General features: G+C 56.9%; 16 protein-coding genes and 1 tRNA gene. 10 read left to right on the forward strand and 7 right to left on the reverse strand.

The features are described from left to right. Positions 1-105: 105 nt before the first annotated feature. Positions 106-1,041 carry a tRNA (adenosine(37)-N6)-dimethylallyltransferase MiaA gene (miaA, locus tag ACWFTY_RS09580; RefSeq protein WP_447524003.1) on the reverse strand — a complete coding sequence of 312 codons (936 nt, stop codon included), beginning with the start codon at positions 1,039-1,041 and terminating at the stop codon, positions 106-108. Between miaA and serB the strand changes: the two genes are divergently transcribed. Beyond that, positions 1,034-1,915, forward strand: coding sequence for a phosphoserine phosphatase SerB (gene serB / locus ACWFTY_RS09585; RefSeq protein ID WP_447524004.1), 882 nt, complete (start codon positions 1,034-1,036; stop codon positions 1,913-1,915). The genes miaA and serB overlap by 8 nt on opposite strands. Positions 1,916-1,922: 7 nt before the next feature. Here serB and ACWFTY_RS09590 read toward each other — a convergent pair whose 3' ends face one another. Then, on the reverse strand, positions 1,923-2,954 hold the full coding sequence (locus ACWFTY_RS09590; protein WP_447524005.1) for an SPOR domain-containing protein: 1,032 nt from the start codon (positions 2,952-2,954) through the stop codon (positions 1,923-1,925). Positions 2,955-3,214: 260 nt separating this feature from the next. Here ACWFTY_RS09590 and ACWFTY_RS09595 point away from each other — a divergent pair, with 260 nt between their 5' ends. Genes ACWFTY_RS09595 through ACWFTY_RS09605 form a run of 3 tightly spaced genes read left to right on the forward strand, consistent with a single transcriptional unit; the run spans position 3,215 to position 6,113 of the window. Then, entirely contained in the window at positions 3,215-3,937 is a 723-nt protein-coding gene (locus ACWFTY_RS09595) for an AAA family ATPase (RefSeq protein WP_447524006.1), read from the forward strand. Between the two features lie 17 nt (positions 3,938-3,954). Beyond that, positions 3,955-4,608 (forward strand): hypothetical protein, encoded by a 654-nt coding sequence (locus ACWFTY_RS09600; RefSeq protein WP_447524007.1) that lies wholly within the window; start codon positions 3,955-3,957, stop codon positions 4,606-4,608. Between the two features lie 59 nt (positions 4,609-4,667). Further along, a complete protein-coding gene (locus ACWFTY_RS09605) occupies positions 4,668-6,113 on the forward strand; it encodes an SPOR domain-containing protein (RefSeq protein WP_447524008.1) in 1,446 nt (481 codons plus the stop codon). Positions 6,114-6,143: 30 nt separating this feature from the next. Here ACWFTY_RS09605 and ACWFTY_RS09610 read toward each other — a convergent pair whose 3' ends face one another. Genes ACWFTY_RS09610 through ACWFTY_RS09625 form a run of 4 tightly spaced genes read right to left on the reverse strand, consistent with a single transcriptional unit; the run spans position 6,144 to position 9,961 of the window. Continuing rightward, entirely contained in the window at positions 6,144-7,364 is a 1,221-nt protein-coding gene (locus ACWFTY_RS09610; protein WP_447524009.1) for a dihydroorotase, read from the reverse strand. Then, positions 7,361-8,353, reverse strand: coding sequence for an aspartate carbamoyltransferase catalytic subunit (locus ACWFTY_RS09615; RefSeq protein WP_447524010.1), 993 nt, complete (start codon positions 8,351-8,353; stop codon positions 7,361-7,363). Before ACWFTY_RS09615 ends, ACWFTY_RS09610 begins: the two co-directional genes overlap by 4 nt. Positions 8,354-8,375: 22 nt before the next feature. Beyond that, complete coding sequence (gene ruvX / locus ACWFTY_RS09620) at positions 8,376-8,840, reverse strand: Holliday junction resolvase RuvX (RefSeq protein WP_447524011.1); 465 nt, start codon at positions 8,838-8,840, stop codon at positions 8,376-8,378. Then, positions 8,837-9,961: a DUF3089 domain-containing protein gene (locus ACWFTY_RS09625; RefSeq protein WP_447524012.1), complete on the reverse strand. Its 1,125-nt coding sequence runs from the start codon at positions 9,959-9,961 to the stop codon at positions 8,837-8,839. The genes ruvX and ACWFTY_RS09625 overlap by 4 nt, the downstream gene beginning before the upstream one ends. Positions 9,962-10,089: 128 nt before the next feature. On the opposite strand from ACWFTY_RS09625, the gene gatC reads away from it, so the two are divergent. The 6 genes from gatC (at position 10,090) to tig (ending at position 15,541) form a co-directional block, all read left to right on the forward strand. Next, positions 10,090-10,377 (forward strand): Asp-tRNA(Asn)/Glu-tRNA(Gln) amidotransferase subunit GatC, encoded by a 288-nt coding sequence (gene gatC, locus ACWFTY_RS09630; protein ID WP_067199340.1) that lies wholly within the window; start codon positions 10,090-10,092, stop codon positions 10,375-10,377. Then, positions 10,377-11,861 carry an Asp-tRNA(Asn)/Glu-tRNA(Gln) amidotransferase subunit GatA gene (gene gatA / locus ACWFTY_RS09635; RefSeq protein ID WP_447524013.1) on the forward strand — a complete coding sequence of 495 codons (1,485 nt, stop codon included), beginning with the start codon at positions 10,377-10,379 and terminating at the stop codon, positions 11,859-11,861. The genes gatC and gatA overlap by 1 nt, the downstream gene beginning before the upstream one ends. After that, positions 11,852-12,283, forward strand: coding sequence for a hypothetical protein (locus ACWFTY_RS09640; RefSeq protein WP_447524014.1), 432 nt, complete (start codon positions 11,852-11,854; stop codon positions 12,281-12,283). The genes gatA and ACWFTY_RS09640 overlap by 10 nt, the downstream gene beginning before the upstream one ends. Further along, positions 12,280-13,767, forward strand: a complete 1,488-nt coding sequence (gene gatB, locus ACWFTY_RS09645) for an Asp-tRNA(Asn)/Glu-tRNA(Gln) amidotransferase subunit GatB (protein ID WP_447524015.1) — start codon at positions 12,280-12,282, stop codon at positions 13,765-13,767. The genes ACWFTY_RS09640 and gatB overlap by 4 nt, the downstream gene beginning before the upstream one ends. Before the next feature lie 90 nt (positions 13,768-13,857). Beyond that, positions 13,858-13,942: transfer RNA gene (locus ACWFTY_RS09650), tRNA-Leu, on the forward strand. 57 nt (positions 13,943-13,999) lie between these two features. Further along, entirely contained in the window at positions 14,000-15,541 is a 1,542-nt protein-coding gene (tig, locus tag ACWFTY_RS09655) for a trigger factor (protein ID WP_447524016.1), read from the forward strand. A gap of 105 nt (positions 15,542-15,646) precedes the next feature. Here the strand turns inward: tig and ACWFTY_RS09660 are convergent, their stop codons facing one another. Beyond that, entirely contained in the window at positions 15,647-16,270 is a 624-nt protein-coding gene (locus tag ACWFTY_RS09660) for an ATP-dependent Clp protease proteolytic subunit (RefSeq protein ID WP_447524017.1), read from the reverse strand. Positions 16,271-16,420: the final 150 nt, after the last annotated feature.

The raw sequence follows: 16,420 nt of genomic DNA on the forward strand, positions 1-16,420 counted from the left end.
AACTGTCTGTTACGTGCTGCTCGCCCGCCATGATGCACTGCAACACAATAGGCAAGGCTTTGTATTTCGGGGCTGGCTACATATTTGAATATGTTATGTCAAGGGCTAATTGCGTAATATAGTTTCAAATATTGTGCCCATATTGATATTTTCGGCGATTTCTATCCTGGACCAATCGGGCGGGCTCTGATTGCGGAACCAGGTATATTGGCGCTTGGCATATTGTCGCGTGGCAGCTTGCGCCCTCTCGATCGCGAGATCCTTGCCGATATCTCCTGATAACCAGGCCGCGATTTCAGCAACCCCGATTGCCCGCATAACCGGCAGATTCGGCGGCAAATTGCGGGCCAGAAGCTGTTCCACTTCTTGCCTCGCACCTCGTTCGATCATCTCGCGCAATCGCCGGTCACAACGTTCGTATAGCCAATCGCGCGGAGGCAGAATGACCAGAGGATGCAATGTGATTTGATCGCCAATCCCGCCGACCTTGTGCTTTTGCCAATGGTCTAGCGGCTTGCCGGTTGACCGGATTACTTCCAGCGCGCGCTGGATCCGGGTTGTATCGGTCGCGTTGAGCCGTTCCGCCGATACCGGATCGAGATCCTGAAGGGCATGATATGCTTCCAATGTTTCCATTTTCCTGATTTTCTGCCGGATTTCCGGATCGATTTCTGGAATCGGAGCGATGCCGTCGAGCAGGATGCGGACATAAAGTCCGGTGCCGCCTACCAGTATCGGCAAAAGATCGCGCGCATGAGCTGCGGCGATTGCCGTCTTGGCGTCACTTGCCCAGCGTGCGGCAGAACAGGCCTCCATGCCGTCAATATAGCCGAACAGCTGATGCTCTATGCCTTGCATCTCCTCCTCGGTCGGGCGCGCGCTCAATATGGTGAGATCGCGATAGACCTGGGCACTATCGGCATTGATGATTACCGAGGGTTGCTTTTTGGCAATGTCCAATGCCAAGGCGGATTTACCGCTGGCCGTCGGACCGACAACCAGCGCAACATTCTGGTCCTGTTTCGGAGAAATCATGTTCATCGCCACGCTCATAGCAAAAGAATCTCTGAATGAGAGAGATATTCAGTCGGCGATTGCCATACTCGGTGGGGCTGGTGCCACCGTCACGCGTCAGTCCGATGTGATTGATGAGCGGGTGCTGGATATTTTCTTCGATGGCGATCCCGTCACTGCCCGGAAACATCTTGAAGAGATCGAAGGTGATATTGATGTCGCGGTGCAGCCGGAAGCCAATCGCCTCAAGAAACTGCTGATTTCCGATATGGACAGCACCATGATCACTGTCGAATGTATCGATGAGCTGGCTGATTATGCGGGTATCAAGTCCGAAATCGCAGCGATCACCGAAAGGGCGATGCAGGGTGAACTGGATTTCGAAGAAGCACTGCGCGGCAGGGTGGCGCTGCTCGAAGGGCTCGAGACCGCCGCGATCCAGCTATGCCTCGAGGAACGGGTCAGGATCATGCCGGGCGCGGAGACCCTTGTCAGGACGATGGCTGCAGGCGGAGCCGCGACGATTCTGGTCTCCGGCGGATTCACAAAATTTGCCAAGCCTGTCGCGCAAGCCATTGGATTTGGATCCTTTCATGCCAATGTGCTGGGTGAAGCTGCCGGCCTGCTCACCGGCGGACTCGACGGGCCGATTGTCGATTCGACCCGCAAGGACGTACTGCTGCAATCCGCTGCCCGGGAAGGCAGTCTGTCGCTGGAATCCTGTCTGGCGGTCGGTGACGGGGCCAACGACATCCCGATGCTGCAAAGAGCGGGACTGGGCGTCGCTTATCATGCCAAGCCGAAGGCCGCGCAAGCCGCGAATGTCGCTATCGAATATAATGATCTGACGGCGCTGCTATATGTTCAGGGGATTTCGAGAGACCAGTGGATTACCGAATAAGTGCATCCTAGCGTCGTTTTGAAATGCAATCATTGCCGGAAGCTTTAACGCGGCCGCACATCGAATCGGCTTGTGCGTGGGTTTCAAATGGTCCTGCCTGCAAGCGGGTGAGTCCGCCCGCCTTGACCAGATAGGGCTGCATTCCGGCTAGGCCAGAAACGCTGCCTTCAAGCTTGGTCCACAGATTTTTGGCTTTATTCTCGTCGCCAAATGCTCCCAGTTGCACCCGCCAGTCGCCACTTGTTGCTGCGGCAGCACGGACCGGCGCCGGTGTCGTAACCGGCGCTGCTGTCGCGACCGGCGCAGCTTTCGGATAAGGAGCATAAGTCACGCCGGGCGTGACCGGGGCGGGCGTTGGAGCCGGATCGGGAAGTGCCGGGCGGGAAGGCGGCAATTGCGCAGTTTGCACAGGCTTGGTCGACTGGGCAGGCCGCAGACCGCCGATTTGTGCGGTGCGGACTCGCTTCTCGTCCTGTTCCATCTGACCGGCCAGTTCGACCGCGCGCCGCCGGTCCTCTACCGGAATGAAGCGGTCCATCTGGGCGAGGTTGGAGGTTGCCTGCGGCAGTTCCTGCGCCGAGGCGCGGGTCATCAGCGCATAAGCCCTGACCCAGTCCTTTTCGACAAAGTCGCCATTAAAATGGCCGGTGCCCATAATATATTGCGCCCGCGGTTCGCCGCGTTGGACGGATTCCTGCAAATAGGGCAGGGCTTCGGTTCGGCGGTTTTCCTGAAACAGGATCAGGCCATAATTATCAATGGCTTGCAAATGCCCCTGATCGACCGCTCTCTTGTACCATTTTTCCGCCTGGCCCAGATCCTGAGGAACGCCGCGGCCCAGTTTATAGGCCTGGCCGAGATTGAACTGCGCATCAGCATCGCCTTTCTCGGCAGGACCGCGCCACTCGTTGATCGCCGTCTCAAAATCGCCGCGCCCCCAGGCGTCGACGCCGTCTTTGACATCGGCCAGGGCCGGTGCCGAACCCAGCATCAGCGCCAGACCGAACAACGGAGCGATGGAATAATGGGCCTTTTTCATGGAATTTCCTTGGTCATCAAATTTCAAAAGTAACGCGATATCAGCCGTTTCCATGTTGCTAAACCGCTGGGACTCTTCAAGTCTAGCAAAAACTGGAGAGGTGGCTCGGGAATCCTCTGCCAAGGGAATGTAACCGATAATCCCGCCAGCGCAAAATTCCCGTCGATCCTGTTAACCCTATTTTAGCCCTGTTCTGTCACAAAAGCCTCTGATTAGAGATTTCCAGGCAGATATTGCCGTGATTGAACAAGGGGAAGAGCGTGCGAGTTCTAGCAATGGCTTCGCAAAAAGGCGGCTCCGGCAAGACTACATTGTCGGGTCATCTAGCTGTGCAGGCACAACTGGCCGGGGCTGGTCCTGTCGTATTGATTGACATCGATCCGCAAGGTTCCTTGGCCGATTGGTGGAACGAGCGGGAAGCCGAATTGCCGGCATTTGCGCAAACCACGGTTTCGCGCCTTGCCTCGGATCTGGCGATATTGCGCCAGCAGGGTTTCAAGCTGGCCGTCATCGATACACCGCCGGCCATAACCATGGCGATTCAGAGCGTGATCTCGGTCGCCGAACTGATTGTTATTCCGACACGCCCGAGTCCGCATGATCTCAGAGCGGTTGGCGCCACCGTCGATCTTTGTGAACGGGCCGGCAAACCGCTGCTTTTCGTCGTCAATGGCGCGACGCCAAAAGCAAAGATTACTTCAGAAGCGGCGGTCGCCCTGTCTCAGCACGGCACTGTCGCGCCAATCACCGTTCATCACCGCACTGATTTTGCCGGTTCGATGATTGATGGCCGCACCGTGATGGAAGTCGACCCCAAGAGCCGTTCGGCGCAGGAAGTCGTCCATCTCTGGTCCTATATCTCCGACCGGCTTGAGAAAAATTTCCGTCGGACAATTTTCAGCGCCCCCGCGATGGCACAAAATGTCAATCCGGGCATGCAACGGGCTGGCGGCAATTTTGGCCGCCGCGTGGTTGGTTCGTGATGGGGGAGGCTGAAAAAATGAGCGATCCGAAACCTCTTGCGTCTCTTTCCTCCAGCTTGCTGGCCCGAAAAGGTGGTGCGAAGCCGGCGATGCGTCGCCAGGGCTACACGAATTTTCCTGACCATTCATCCGACTTTGATGGTGAAATGCACGAGGATCTGGGCTGGGATGACATGGGTTATGATGTCGACCCTGATCATGATGCGCATCCGATTGAACATGTTCACAATCCTCTGGCCGGAGCAATTCCGAACCCGGGCGCAGCCGTCAGGCAGCAGCAGGAAGAAATTGCCGCCAAATTGGGCGTGAAGCCTTCGAGTGAAGTCGCGGAGCAATCCAACCGGGAAGAAACCGGCGATGCGCCTGTACCGCTGTCGATATCCCGCGAGGTTCAGCCACTTGCCGAACAATCATCGGCGCTGGAAGCTGCCAGAATTCAGAAGAGCGAAGCCAAAAAGCCACGCCCGGCGACGAAATCCCGGACCCGCAAGGCAAAAACGGCGTTCACCCTCCGGCTTGATCCGGAAAGACATTTGAAATTGCGGTTGGCAACCGCGGTAAAAAACATCTCGGCCCAGCAACTGGTGACCAAGGCTGTGGACGAATATCTGAAGTCTATCCCCGAACTGGATGACTTGGCCGAACGCGTTCCGTCGCGTGGCGCTGCCTGAAACAGGCTCGAACAGAATTTTGAACGGAAACGACTGACTTTTAGTGCGAGGGCATAAAAATGAAACGCGATCTAATTTTGAAAATGGCTGCTTCCTCCATGGTGTTTGCCACCGTGTTGACAGGCTGCGGTCCCTTTGGCGGCGGCTCGGTCGCATCCATGTCCAGCAAACCGGCAACGGTCAAAGATGGCGCTAAATATGCCAAGAAGGCCGAAAAGGCATTGGCGAAAGGCAATCTCGAAGATGCGATTGCCTATGCCGAGCGTTCGGTTGCCGGCGTTGGCAGCGATCCTGAAACACGGGCGCTTCTGGGCCAGACCTATCTGGCTGCCGGTCGCATGGCTTCAGCCGAACGAAGCTTTCAGGATGCCATGGAACTCGGCAAGTCCGACGCCCGTACGATCCTGAGCCTCAGCCTCGCGCAACTGGGGCAGGGCAAGGCGGACGAGGCGAAAACCCTCATCGTCAACAATCGTCAATATATTCCGGCCGCTGATTACGGCCTTGCTCTGGCGCTGGCCGGTGACACCAAGACTGCAATCGAGGTACTCGAACAGGCAATCCGCGGATCCAATGTTACGGGCCGTACCCGCCAGAATCTCGGCCTGGCTTACGCGCTGGACGGTCGCTGGAAAGAAGCCAAGTTGATGGCGGTGCAGGATGTAGCGCCGGCAGCAGTCACTGAACGGGTCATGCAATGGGCCCAGATGGCCCGTCCCGGTGCTTATCAGACACGCATCGCTACTGTCCTCAATGTGACTCCGGTTGCCAATGATCCGGGTCAACCGGTTCAACTGGCGCTTCGCTCCAATTTTGGGCCGACGAATGTCGCGGCATCACCCAAAGAAGATTATGGTCGCGAAGTGGCCAGTTTTGATCGCAATACCCCGCTTCCGGCTATCGGCCCTGCGCCAAACGCCGGCGATGACGCCGATTTTCTCGCCAAGGAAAATAATGTCAAAGTGGCTTCCGTGACATTGCCAGCCAGCAATGCTGTGGCGAAAGCACCGGCAGTTGTTTCTGCGGCGAAGGCGCAGCCGAAACCAGCCCTCGCTGCGACGCCCGCCAATTTTGTCGTAGAAGGCGCAAAGCCGGCTCCGGTGAAAACTGCTGCCGTCCAGAACACGGCTGCAGCCAAACCCGTATTGCAGAAAACGGCCTATCAGCCAGCGTCGCAAACCGTGGTTTCGACTTCGGGCACCCATTTGGTGCAGCTCGGTGCATTTTCCTCGCCGGCAAGCGCCAAGCGCGCCTGGGGAATATTGTCCGCCAGAAACAGCGATCTGAAGTCATTTCGTTATGCCAGTTCATCAATCAACGTGAAGGGCCGGACGCTCTATCGACTGGCAGCCATCGGTTTTGGCAATGCGCAAACCGCCGAAGCCATGTGTGACGGTATCAAGGCGAAGGGCGGCAATTGCATCGTGCGCCAGGCAAAAGGCGTCAACAAGGCTGCACCTTCGCGAATGGCCAGTCAGGCTCCGCAGAAACTGGCTTCGCGCTAGTTCATCCAGAAATCCGATAAAGGCGGCGAGCTAATAAGCTCGGCCGCCTTTATATATTGCCGTAACCCGGCCTTGGACCGGGAGCCCGTCAAACGGAGTATTGCCGGCAGCAGCCGCCATTTTGCGGGTGTCCACCTGCCACGGAGCGTCCTCGTCGATCTGGATGAAATCGGCTTCATATCCGGCTTGCAGCAGGCCTGCCTCGACTCCGAGAATCTTTGCCGGATTGCCGGACAAAAGCTCGAACAGGCGGCCGATTGAAATTAACTCATCGCGAACCAGAGTGAATGACAGGGCGAGCAATGTCTCGGCTCCTGCCATGCCTGGTGCGGCCTCCGCAAAAGGCAGTCGCTTGTCCTCGGGACCGCGCGGATCATGACCCGACGAGATTACATCAATTGTCCCGTCCTTGACGGCTTCCACGCAGGCTAGACGGTTTTCTTCGCTTCGTAGCGGCGGGGATAGCCGGGCAAATGTCCGGAAATCGCTGATCGCGATGTCGGACAAAAGCAGATGGGCAGGGGTGATCCCGCAGGTCACGGGCAGCTGTTCGGATTTGGCTGCCCGAATCAGGCTGAGACCGTCCGCAGTGGTCACTTGGCGAAAATGCACATGGGCCCCGGTTTCACGGACCAGCGCGATATCACGGGCGATCGACACCGCTTCGGCCGCAGCCGTGGCACTGGCCAGTCCCAGCCGGGTTGCAGTTTCACCATTGGTGGCGACAGCGCCGGCGGTCAGCCCGGCATCCTCGCTGTGCACAATCAGCGGCAAGTCCAGAGATTTGCAATATTGCAGCAGCCTGAGCATGATGCCGCTATCGGCGATCCATTGCCGGCCCGTGGCCACAGCCTTGGCGCCGGAGCGTTGCATCAGGCCGATCTCGGCCAGTTGCTTGCCTTCCAGTCCTTTGGTTGCCGCAGCGATCGGATGCGACCAGAGGTCCGGCTTCCCCTCGACGGCATTATGCTTGATCATCGCCGGCAGATCGAGAATCGGGGCCTGATCAGGCATCAATGCGGCCCGGGTGACTCCGCCAAAGCGAAAGGCCGGCTTGTCGATCGCGAAAACGCCGAGATCGACGATGCCCGGAGCCAAAAGCCTGCCTTTGCAGTCGATTGTTTCGCCGGGTTCAGCATCGGTGGCATCATCCGCTGAAGCGAAGCGGTCACCCTCGACAATCAGGCTGCCGTCTTGAGGCTGTTCTTCGTTTGGTAGAACCAGGCGCGCATTGGTAAAGATCTTTTTCATGACCAGCCCTCCACGCCGCGGGACTTGCGAGTCAATATATCGAGGCAGGCCATGCGCACCGCGACTCCCATCTCCACCTGTTCGGTTATCGCGGAATGATCGAGATCGTCAGCAACGTCGCTGTCAATCTCGACCCCGCGGTTCATCGGGCCCGGGTGCATCACCAAAGCGTCCGTGTTGGCTAGTTTGAGCCGTTCCCGCGTCAGGCCATAGAGATAGTGATATTCGCGCGGGCTAGGGATAAAATCGCCGTTCATCCGCTCGCTCTGGAGCCGCAGCATCATCACGACATCGCTGCCTTTCAGCGCCTCGTCAAAATTGGTGAACACTTCGACATTGAATCGGTCAAGATCGGCGGGGACCAGGGAAGGCGGGGCGCAGACCCTTACCTTGGCGCCCAATGTGGTCAGGCAATATATATTCGATCGCGCCACCCGGCTGTGCATCACGTCGCCACAGATGGTGACGGTCAGCCCGCTGATGTCACCCTTGCGCCGCTGGATCGTCAAAGCGTCGAGCAGAGCCTGCGTCGGATGTTCGTGTCTGCCATCCCCGGCATTGAGCACCGGACAGTCGACCTTGTCGGCAATCAGCTGCACAGCGCCGGAGCTGCCATGGCGGATGACAATCGCATCGGCCTTCATCGCGTTGAGGGTGACCGCCGTATCGATCAGCGTTTCGCCCTTTTTGATACTCGATTGCGCGGCGTGCATATTGACGACATCGGCGCCCATGCGTTTTCCGGCAATTTCAAAGGAAAGCAGCGTTCTCGTGCTGTTTTCGAAAAAGGCATTGATGACGGTCAGGCCATCCAGCTTGTTCGCGTGCTTGCTGGATTTCCTGTTGAGATCGACCCATTGCTTGGCCTCCTCGAGCAGAAATAATATCTCCCAGGGATGCAGCCCGGCGATGCCCAATAGATGACGATGGGGGAAAGCATCCGATCCGGCTGGAAAGGTCTGCGACGATGCGGTTTTTTGCGATGTCATTAAAGCGGGTTCTATAGAGTCATCATTGCAGTGCGGCAAGCCTGTCGATGGCGCCTTGCAAAATATAGGCGGCGGCCATTTTGTCGACGACCTTTGCCCGTTTCTTCCGGCTGACGTCCGATGCAATCAGATCGCGGGTGACGGCCTGCGTGCTCCACCGTTCGTCCCACAATAATATCGGCAGGCCGAGCGGTTTCAGGTTTTGCGCAAAAGACCGTGCTGCCTGGGTTTGCTGGCTCTGGCTGCCATCGAGGTTGAGCGGCAGGCCGGCGACGAGTCCGACAATATTCTGTTCGACAATTACCGCCTTGATCCGTTCGAGATCCTTGGAAAATTTGCGCCGCTCGATCGTTTCCGCCGCCGTTGCGAAGGTCCAGTGCGAATCGCATATGGCCATGCCGACCGTCTTTGTGCCGATATCGAGGCCCAGCAAACGGCCACCATCCGGCAGCGCTTGCGCGAAGGCCGCGACATCGTCAGAAATCAACGTGCCGGAAATGCTACCATCCTCCGGCGTGCATCGGCGCGAACATTGGCCCAGAAAAGACTATAATCATAAACATGGTAATTGTTACCGGGCAGCGCATAGGGGCCCATCTCCGGCGGATCACCGATCAGCAGAAATCCCCTGGCATCGCATTTGGCTGGCACCGATCCGATAGTCAGGCTCGCTTCGCTAAGATCATCATTGGGAACCAATGTGCCGAGATTGGCCGATGCCGCCGCAGACGAATTGACATCACCATTGATCGGATTGCTGCAAAGCAGCCTGGTTTCCTTGCGCGGCTCGCCATTAAAGCCGATCGTCATGTCGTAAACTTTGACGATCCGGCCGTAATCTGCCGGCTCTGCAAAACTCTGCCAGGCCATGATGCAGCGGGTCTGATCGGGCGCTTCGCAAATGTCGAGACCCATTTCCGGGATATCGGTGTCCACCGAAACCGGCCAGCCGACGACATAAGCGGCGACGACCCGGTTGGCGAGCGGCGTGCCGGCGACCCGGTCCTTGAGCAAGTTGGTCAGATGCAGACTGCCCTGGCTGTGTCCGGCCAATATGATCGGCTGGTCGCCCGGGATTTCCGCAACAAAATAGTCAAAGGCCGCCAGCACGTCCTGATAGGCAGCGTCCAGCGCCTGCTGGCCCTGGGGCTTTGTGGTAAGAAACGCACCCAGTGTCGCCTGTCGATAGCGCGGTGCCCAGACATCGCCGATAGCGTTAAAGGCGCTGGCCTGACCGCGCAGGAATATCCGCGCCCGGGCCTGCGATTCGTCATCATCCAGCGCCGCATTCCAGCGGTCTTTCTTCAGAAAGGATGTGGGGTGGACGAAGAAAACAGCGGCTTTCTTGTCTTTCGGAAACGCATCCTCCGCATCCTCATATCCTTCCGGAAGCCACAGGGCAGGATTGCCTTTCACCAGTTCGGGCCGCGCCAGCCACATCGCCGTGTCGGCATAAACATTGGTTTCCAGCACTTCCTGTGCCGCAAATTCGGTGTCGGGCACAAAGGCCACTTCCATCAGCTCTTCGCCATAGACCTGATAAACAAATGCGCCGGCGAGCACGAGGATGACCATGCCTGCGACAAAATAGAGAAACTTTCGGGCCAAATGACACTCCAACCTATATGCTGCTGCCTCAATCCGCTTGAAGCCGCTCCGCGCCGGTGCTAGCGGCGCTCGGTACAATATTTAATTCCGAAATACCCGCAAAAAGATGAACCTGAAAAGAATGAGTCATGTCAATCGATAAGGAAACCGTCAAAAAGATCGCCAGCCTCTCGAGGATCGCGATTACCGAAGCCGAAGCGGATGCCTTCGTGCCCGAGCTTAACCAGATTCTGGGTTGGGTCGAGCAACTGGGCGAAGTGGATTGTTCGAAGGTCGAGCCGATGACGGCGGTGATCCCGAACAAATTGCGGCTGCGCGAGGATGTCGTCACCGACGGCGAGATTCGCGACAAGATATTGGCCAATGCGCCGATTGCCGAACACGGCTTTTTTGCAGTTCCCAAGGTGATTGAATAATGACCGCAATATTTGAACTGGGTATCGCAGATATCCGCAGCGGCATTGCCGACGGCGATTTCACCGCGAAGGAAGTCGCGGAAACTTTCATCGCGCGGGTCAGCGCGGCCAAGCCATTGAACGCATTTCTGGTCGAAACACCGGAACATGCTCTGGCGGCGGCAGAAGCCACCGACAAGGCCAAGGCGGCGGGCGAGACCCTCGGCAAGATGGCCGGCGTGCCGATTGGCATGAAGGACCTTTTCTGCACCGAAGGCGTCGCGACCACTGCCGCCAGCCTTATCCTCGAAGGTTTTGTTCCCCAGTATGAATCGACCGTTTCGTCCAACCTGTTCAAGGCGGGCGCCGGGATGCTCGGCAAGCTCAACATGGACCAGTTCGCCATGGGCTCGTCGAACGAGACCAGCGCATTCGGCAATGTGATTTCGCCCTGGCGGCGCAATGATGGCGGTAACGCCGATCTGGCTCCCGGTGGTTCATCGGGCGGCAGCGCGGCGGTGGTCTCCGGCCATATCGCGCCAGCAGCAACCGGCACCGATACCGGCGGGTCGATTCGCCAGCCCGCTGCCTTTGTCGGCATAACCGGCTTCAAGCCGACCTATGGCCGCTGCTCGCGCTGGGGCACGATTGCCTTTGCCAGCTCGCTCGATCAGGCAGGCCCGATGGCCCATGATGTCCGCGATTGCGCGATCATGCTCGGATCGATGGCCGGTTTTGATGCCAAGGATTCGACCTCGCTTGATCTGCCCGTTCCCGACTGGGAAGCGGCGCTCAGCAGCAATATGGCCGGCAAGAAAATCGGTATTCCCAAGGAATATCGCGTTGAAAACATGCCAGCCGAAATCGATGCACTGTGGCAGAAGGGCATTGAAATGCTCAAGGATGCTGGCGCGACCATCGTCGATGTCTCGCTGCCGCATACCAAATATGCGCTGCCGGCTTATTATATCATTGCGCCTGCCGAAGCATCGTCCAACCTGTCGCGCTATGACGGCGTGCGCTACGGTCTGCGCGATCTCCCGGACGGGGCAGGCCTGCAGGACATGTATGCCGCCACCCGAGAAGCCGGTTTCGGACCGGAAGTGAAGCGCCGGATAATGATCGGCACCTATGTTCTGAGCGCCGGCTATTATGACGCTTATTATACCCAGGCGCAGAAAGTGCGGACGCTAATCTCTCAGGACTTCGACAAGGCGTGGAACAGCTGTGACCTGCTGCTGACCCCGACCGCGCCAAGCGCCGCCTTCGGTCTGGGCGAGAAAATGGATGATCCGCTGGCCATGTATCTGAACGACGTGTTCACCGTGCCCAGCTCGCTGGCCGGTCTGCCGGCGATGTCGGTGCCAGCCGGACTGGACGGCAAGGGATTGCCCCTCGGCCTGCAGATCATCGGCAAGGCACTGGACGAACAGAGCGTCTTTAATGCAGGATTGGCGATCGAAGAACGCGCCGGATTCGTGGCGAAACCGGAGCAGTGGTGGTGATTTCAGCTGAAAGTCTTTCGATCACACTGGCCGGTGCACTGATTGTTTCAGGATGCTCAAGTGAAGATTCATTTACAGAAAAATGTAAAAAACATGGGAAAGTGGAAGTATTTCACGAATTGAACTGGCGAATGGCGAAAAAAGAACTGGAAGAGAAGCTATCGAGCAATCTGCCTTTTCCCGGTGGCCTACAAACCTTCTCGACCCCTAATTTTACTGTTACGCCAATCCGTGAGATCAATGACAATGGAAAACCCGTTCTGGAAGACGAGTTAGCTTTCGTGGTTTCCAGAAAAGAAGGACTCCATAAGAAAGTCGCGATTATTCACGGGTTTTCAAAAACCACGTCTGCAACCAGAATCGCAGATGACCGTGCTCAAGTATCGTGCTTTGTAGTTAAAAAATGGGTTCAGGAATTATGACCGAATCAACATATCGTATCCAGGGCGGAACCGGCGAATGGGAGGTCGTGATCGGCCTGGAGGTCCACGCCCAGATCACCTCCGAATCGAAGCTCTTTTCCGGGGCTTCCACCGAATTTGGAGCGGAGCCGAACACGCAGGTCAGTCTGGTCGACGCAGCGATGCCCGGCATGTTGCCGACGCTGAACGGCGAATGCGTTCGTCAGGCGGTACGCACAGGTCTGGCGATCAACGCGCAGATCAACAAATATTCTCGCTTCGACCGCAAGAATTATTTCTACGCCGATCTGCCGCAGGGCTACCAGATTTCCCAGCTCTATCATCCGATCGTGGGCGAGGGCGTGATCCAGATTTCGCTCGACGAGAAAGATCCTGATGCCCACGGCAAGGCGATTGGCGTCGAGCGCATCCATATCGAACAGGATGCCGGGAAGCTGATGCACGACCAGCATCCGACCATGTCCTATGTCGATCTCAATCGCTGCGGCGTCGCGCTGATGGAGATCGTCTCAAAACCGGATATGACCTCGCCCAAGGAAGCCGCGGCCTATGTCCGCAAGCTCCGTTCGATCCTGCGCTATGTCGGCAGCTGCGATGGCAATATGGAACAGGGCTCGATGCGCGCCGACGTCAATGTCAGCGTCCGCAAACCCGGCGGCGAACTCGGTACCCGGACCGAGACCAAGAATGTCAACTCGATGCGCTTCATCCAGGCGGTGATCGAATATGAAGCCCAGCGTCAGGTTGATCTGATCGAGGATGGCGGCGCTGTTGTGCAGGAAACCCGGCTTTTCGACCCCGACAAGAATGAAACCCGGTCGATGCGCTCGAAAGAAGACGCGCATGATTACCGCTATTTCCCCGATCCCGATCTGCTGCCGCTGGAACTGGAAGATGATTTCATCTTCGACTGCAAGGCCAGCCTGCCGGAATTGCCGGACGAAAAACGCGCGCGCTACAAGAGTGTGCTCGGGCTGAGCGCCTATAATGCAGCGGTCCTGACGGCAGAGCATGAAACCGCTCTGTGGTTCGAGGAACTGCTCGAAACCACCGACCAGCCCGAAAAAATCGCCAGCAGCGCAGCCAACTGGGTGACATCCGAACTATTCGGTGCGCTCAACCGCATGGGGCTCGATATCGAGAATAGCCCCGTCTCTCCAGCGCAGGCCGCTGAATTGCTCAGCCTGGTTGCCGATGACACGATCTCCGGAAAAATCGCCAAGCAGGTATTCGAGATCATGCTCGAAAGTGGCGAAGGCGCGAAGAAAATCGTCGAGGAACAGGGCCTCAAGCAGGAATCCGACACCGGCGCGATCGAAAAAGTCATTGCTGACGTCATGGCTGCCAACGAAGACAAGGTAGGCCAATATCGCGACGGCAAGGACAAGCTGTTCGGCTTCTTCGTCGGTCAGACCATGAAAGCGATGCAGGGCAAAGCCAATCCGCAGGTGGTGAATGAGTTGTTGAAGAAGATACTGGGGTAATTCCTTCGCAAACCCCACTTGCCCTCAACGCGCCTTTACGCTAGGCGCGCGGGTCAATCGTACTTCGATAGAGTTTGACGACGTAACTGGGCGGGCGTGGCGGAATTGGTAGACGCGCCAGATTTAGGTTCTGGTATCTTCGGGTGTGGGGGTTCGAGTCCCTTCGCCCGCACCAAGTTAGTTGCAATATCTATCGAAAAACACCGAATATGAAGGCACCAGAAGGATAGTCATGCAGATTGTTGAAACGCTGAACGAAGGTCTGAAACGGGCCTATGAAATCAAGATTACCGCGAAGGATATCGAATCGCGCGTAGAAGCCGAAGTGCAGAAAATGGCACCGCAGGTGAATATGCCCGGCTTCCGCAAGGGCAAAGTCCCTGCGAATCTTGTCCGCAAGATGCACAATGATGCGCTGATGCAGGACGCGCTGACCAGCTCGATCCAGGAAAGCATCGAAAAAACCATGACGGATAACAAGCTCCGTCCGGCGATGCAGCCCAATGTCGACCTTGAAGAAGGCTATGAGCCTGGCAAGGACGCCAATGTGAAGCTGGATCTGGAAATCCTGCCGGATGTTCCGACACCGGATGTCGAAGGCCTGAAGCTGGAACGGCTGCAAGTCGAAGCGGACAAGAAGACCGTTGATGAAGCGCTGCAGAAATTCGCAGAGAGCCAGAAGCAGTTTGAAACCGCTGCCAAATCCTACAAGGCCCAGACCGGCGACCAGTGCCTGATCGACTTTGAAGGCAAGGTTGACGGCGTGCCGTTTGACGGCGGCAAGGGCGAAGGCATGGCGATCGAACTCGGTTCCGGCCGTTTGATCCCGGGCTTCGAAGACCAGCTCATCGGCAAGAAAGCCAATGACGAAGTTCTCGTCAAAGTGACTTTCCCTGACGACTATAATGTCGAAGACCTGAAGGGCAAAGACGCGACGTTCGACGTTGTTGTCGCCGAAGTGCAGAAGCCGAAGGAGGCCAAGGCCGACGACGAAATGGCGAAATCCATGGGCCTGGAAGGCATCGACCAGCTGACCGAATTGCTCAAGGGGCAGATCGAACAGGAACTCAACGGCCTGACCCGCACCCACATGAAGCGCAAGCTGCTTGACCAGCTGGCCGCAAGCCATGACTTCGAAGTGCCACCGGGCATGGTAGAAGCCGAGTTCAACCAGATCTGGCAGCAGCTGGAGCAGGAAGCCGAGCAGGAAGAAGATTCCGAAGCCGCTCGCAAGGAAATGGAAGACGAGAAGGACGAATATCGCGATATCGCCGTTCGTCGCGTTCGTCTCGGATTGCTGCTTTCGGAAATCGGCCAGGCCAATGGCGTTGAAGTCAGCCAGCAGGAAATGGGCATGCTGATCCAGCAGGCGGCGCAGCAATATCGCGCGGAAGATCGCGAACGGTTTGTTCAATATATCCAGCAGGACCAGATGGCCGCTGCCCAGCTTCGTGCACCGATGTACGAAGACAAGGTTGTCGACTTCCTGTTTGACAAGGCAGAAGTCACCGACCGCAAGGTAACGCGCGAAGAACTGGAAGCGGCGATCGAGGCAGAAGACGAAGCTGAAGCCAAGCCGGCTGCCAAGAAAAAGGCGCCGGCGAAAAAAGCTGCAGCCAAGAAATCTGCCGCGAAAAAAGACGACGCTGAAAAGGCGCCAGCCAAGAAAGCCGCAGCGAAAAAGGCTCCTGCCAAAGCTGCGGCGGAAAAGGCACCTGTCAAGAAGCCAGCGGCGAAGAAGCCTGCTGCCAAAAAAACTCCAGCCAAGAAATAAGTCTTCTGGTTTGATTATAAAAAAGCCGGGCAGGGAGGACCTGTCCGGCTTTTTATATGTTGCTTTCAACAGATGCCCGTCGGCATCTGGCGGTTTTAGCCAATCTTAAAAGGTGACTTCGCTAGCCTTGTCGATGACCGTACCGAGAATGCCATATTCCTTGGCTTCTTCCGTACCCATCCAGTAATCGCGATCAATATCCTTGCGGACGCGTTCAACGTCCTGTCCGGTTTCCTGGGCAATAATTCGAGCAAGCCGCTCGCGCATCTTTACGATTTCCTGCGCCTGGATGGCGATATCCGAAGCTTTGCCACCAGCGCCGCCGGATGGCTGATGGATCAGAAATCTTGTGTTCGGCAGGCAGAAGCGCCGTTCCTTGGGCACGCCCAGGAAAATATGGGTACCGGCGCTGGCCACCCATCCGGTTCCGATCATCGCGACTGGCGAACTGATGTAGCGGACCAGATCATGGATCGTGTCACCCGATTCGACATGACCGCCGGGAGAGTTCAGAAAAATGCGGATGGGGTCGTGATTGACATGGTCGAGATAGAGCAATTGCGTGGCCACGCGTTCGGCCAGCTTCTGGTCAATTCCGCCGAATATCATGATCGTGCGGGCTTCCAGAAATTTTGTCATCATGGCACCCGGGAGGCCGCCGGATTTATTCTCTTCGTCCTCTTCGTCATTGTTAAATGTGGGAGAGATTGGGCTGTTGTTGGTTGTCATTCTGGACTCCGCTAATGGAATTTTGAGAAGCACCGATCACCGGATGATCAGCATTGTCTTGATCAACATGTAGGGATAGCGTGCATGGTGCGCAATGATCGTCGTATCGGAGACGTGATTTTTACAGATGACATTCCTTCCTACGTAACA

This window comes from Parasphingorhabdus sp. NYA22, from assembly GCF_976973735.1.

What these genes read in the sequence shown, in the direction of transcription:
- serB (WP_447524004.1), top strand. Translation starts at nt 1,034, where the DNA reads ATGTTCATCGCCACGCTCATAGCAAAAGAATCTCTGAATGAGAGAGAT.
- miaA (WP_447524003.1), bottom strand. Translation starts at nt 1,041, where the DNA reads ATGAACATGATTTCTCCGAAACAGGACCAGAATGTTGCGCTGGTTGTC.
- ACWFTY_RS09590 (WP_447524005.1), bottom strand. Translation starts at nt 2,954, where the DNA reads ATGAAAAAGGCCCATTATTCCATCGCTCCGTTGTTCGGTCTGGCGCTG.
- ACWFTY_RS09600 (WP_447524007.1), top strand. Translation starts at nt 3,955, where the DNA reads ATGAGCGATCCGAAACCTCTTGCGTCTCTTTCCTCCAGCTTGCTGGCC.
- ACWFTY_RS09605 (WP_447524008.1), top strand. Translation starts at nt 4,668, where the DNA reads ATGAAACGCGATCTAATTTTGAAAATGGCTGCTTCCTCCATGGTGTTT.
- ACWFTY_RS09610 (WP_447524009.1), bottom strand. Translation starts at nt 7,364, where the DNA reads ATGAAAAAGATCTTTACCAATGCGCGCCTGGTTCTACCAAACGAAGAA.
- ACWFTY_RS09615 (WP_447524010.1), bottom strand. Translation starts at nt 8,353, where the DNA reads ATGACATCGCAAAAAACCGCATCGTCGCAGACCTTTCCAGCCGGATCG.
- gatC (WP_067199340.1), top strand. Translation starts at nt 10,090, where the DNA reads ATGTCAATCGATAAGGAAACCGTCAAAAAGATCGCCAGCCTCTCGAGG.
- gatA (WP_447524013.1), top strand. Translation starts at nt 10,377, where the DNA reads ATGACCGCAATATTTGAACTGGGTATCGCAGATATCCGCAGCGGCATT.
- gatB (WP_447524015.1), top strand. Translation starts at nt 12,280, where the DNA reads ATGACCGAATCAACATATCGTATCCAGGGCGGAACCGGCGAATGGGAG.
- tig (WP_447524016.1), top strand. Translation starts at nt 14,000, where the DNA reads ATGCAGATTGTTGAAACGCTGAACGAAGGTCTGAAACGGGCCTATGAA.
- ACWFTY_RS09660 (WP_447524017.1), bottom strand. Translation starts at nt 16,270, where the DNA reads ATGACAACCAACAACAGCCCAATCTCTCCCACATTTAACAATGACGAA.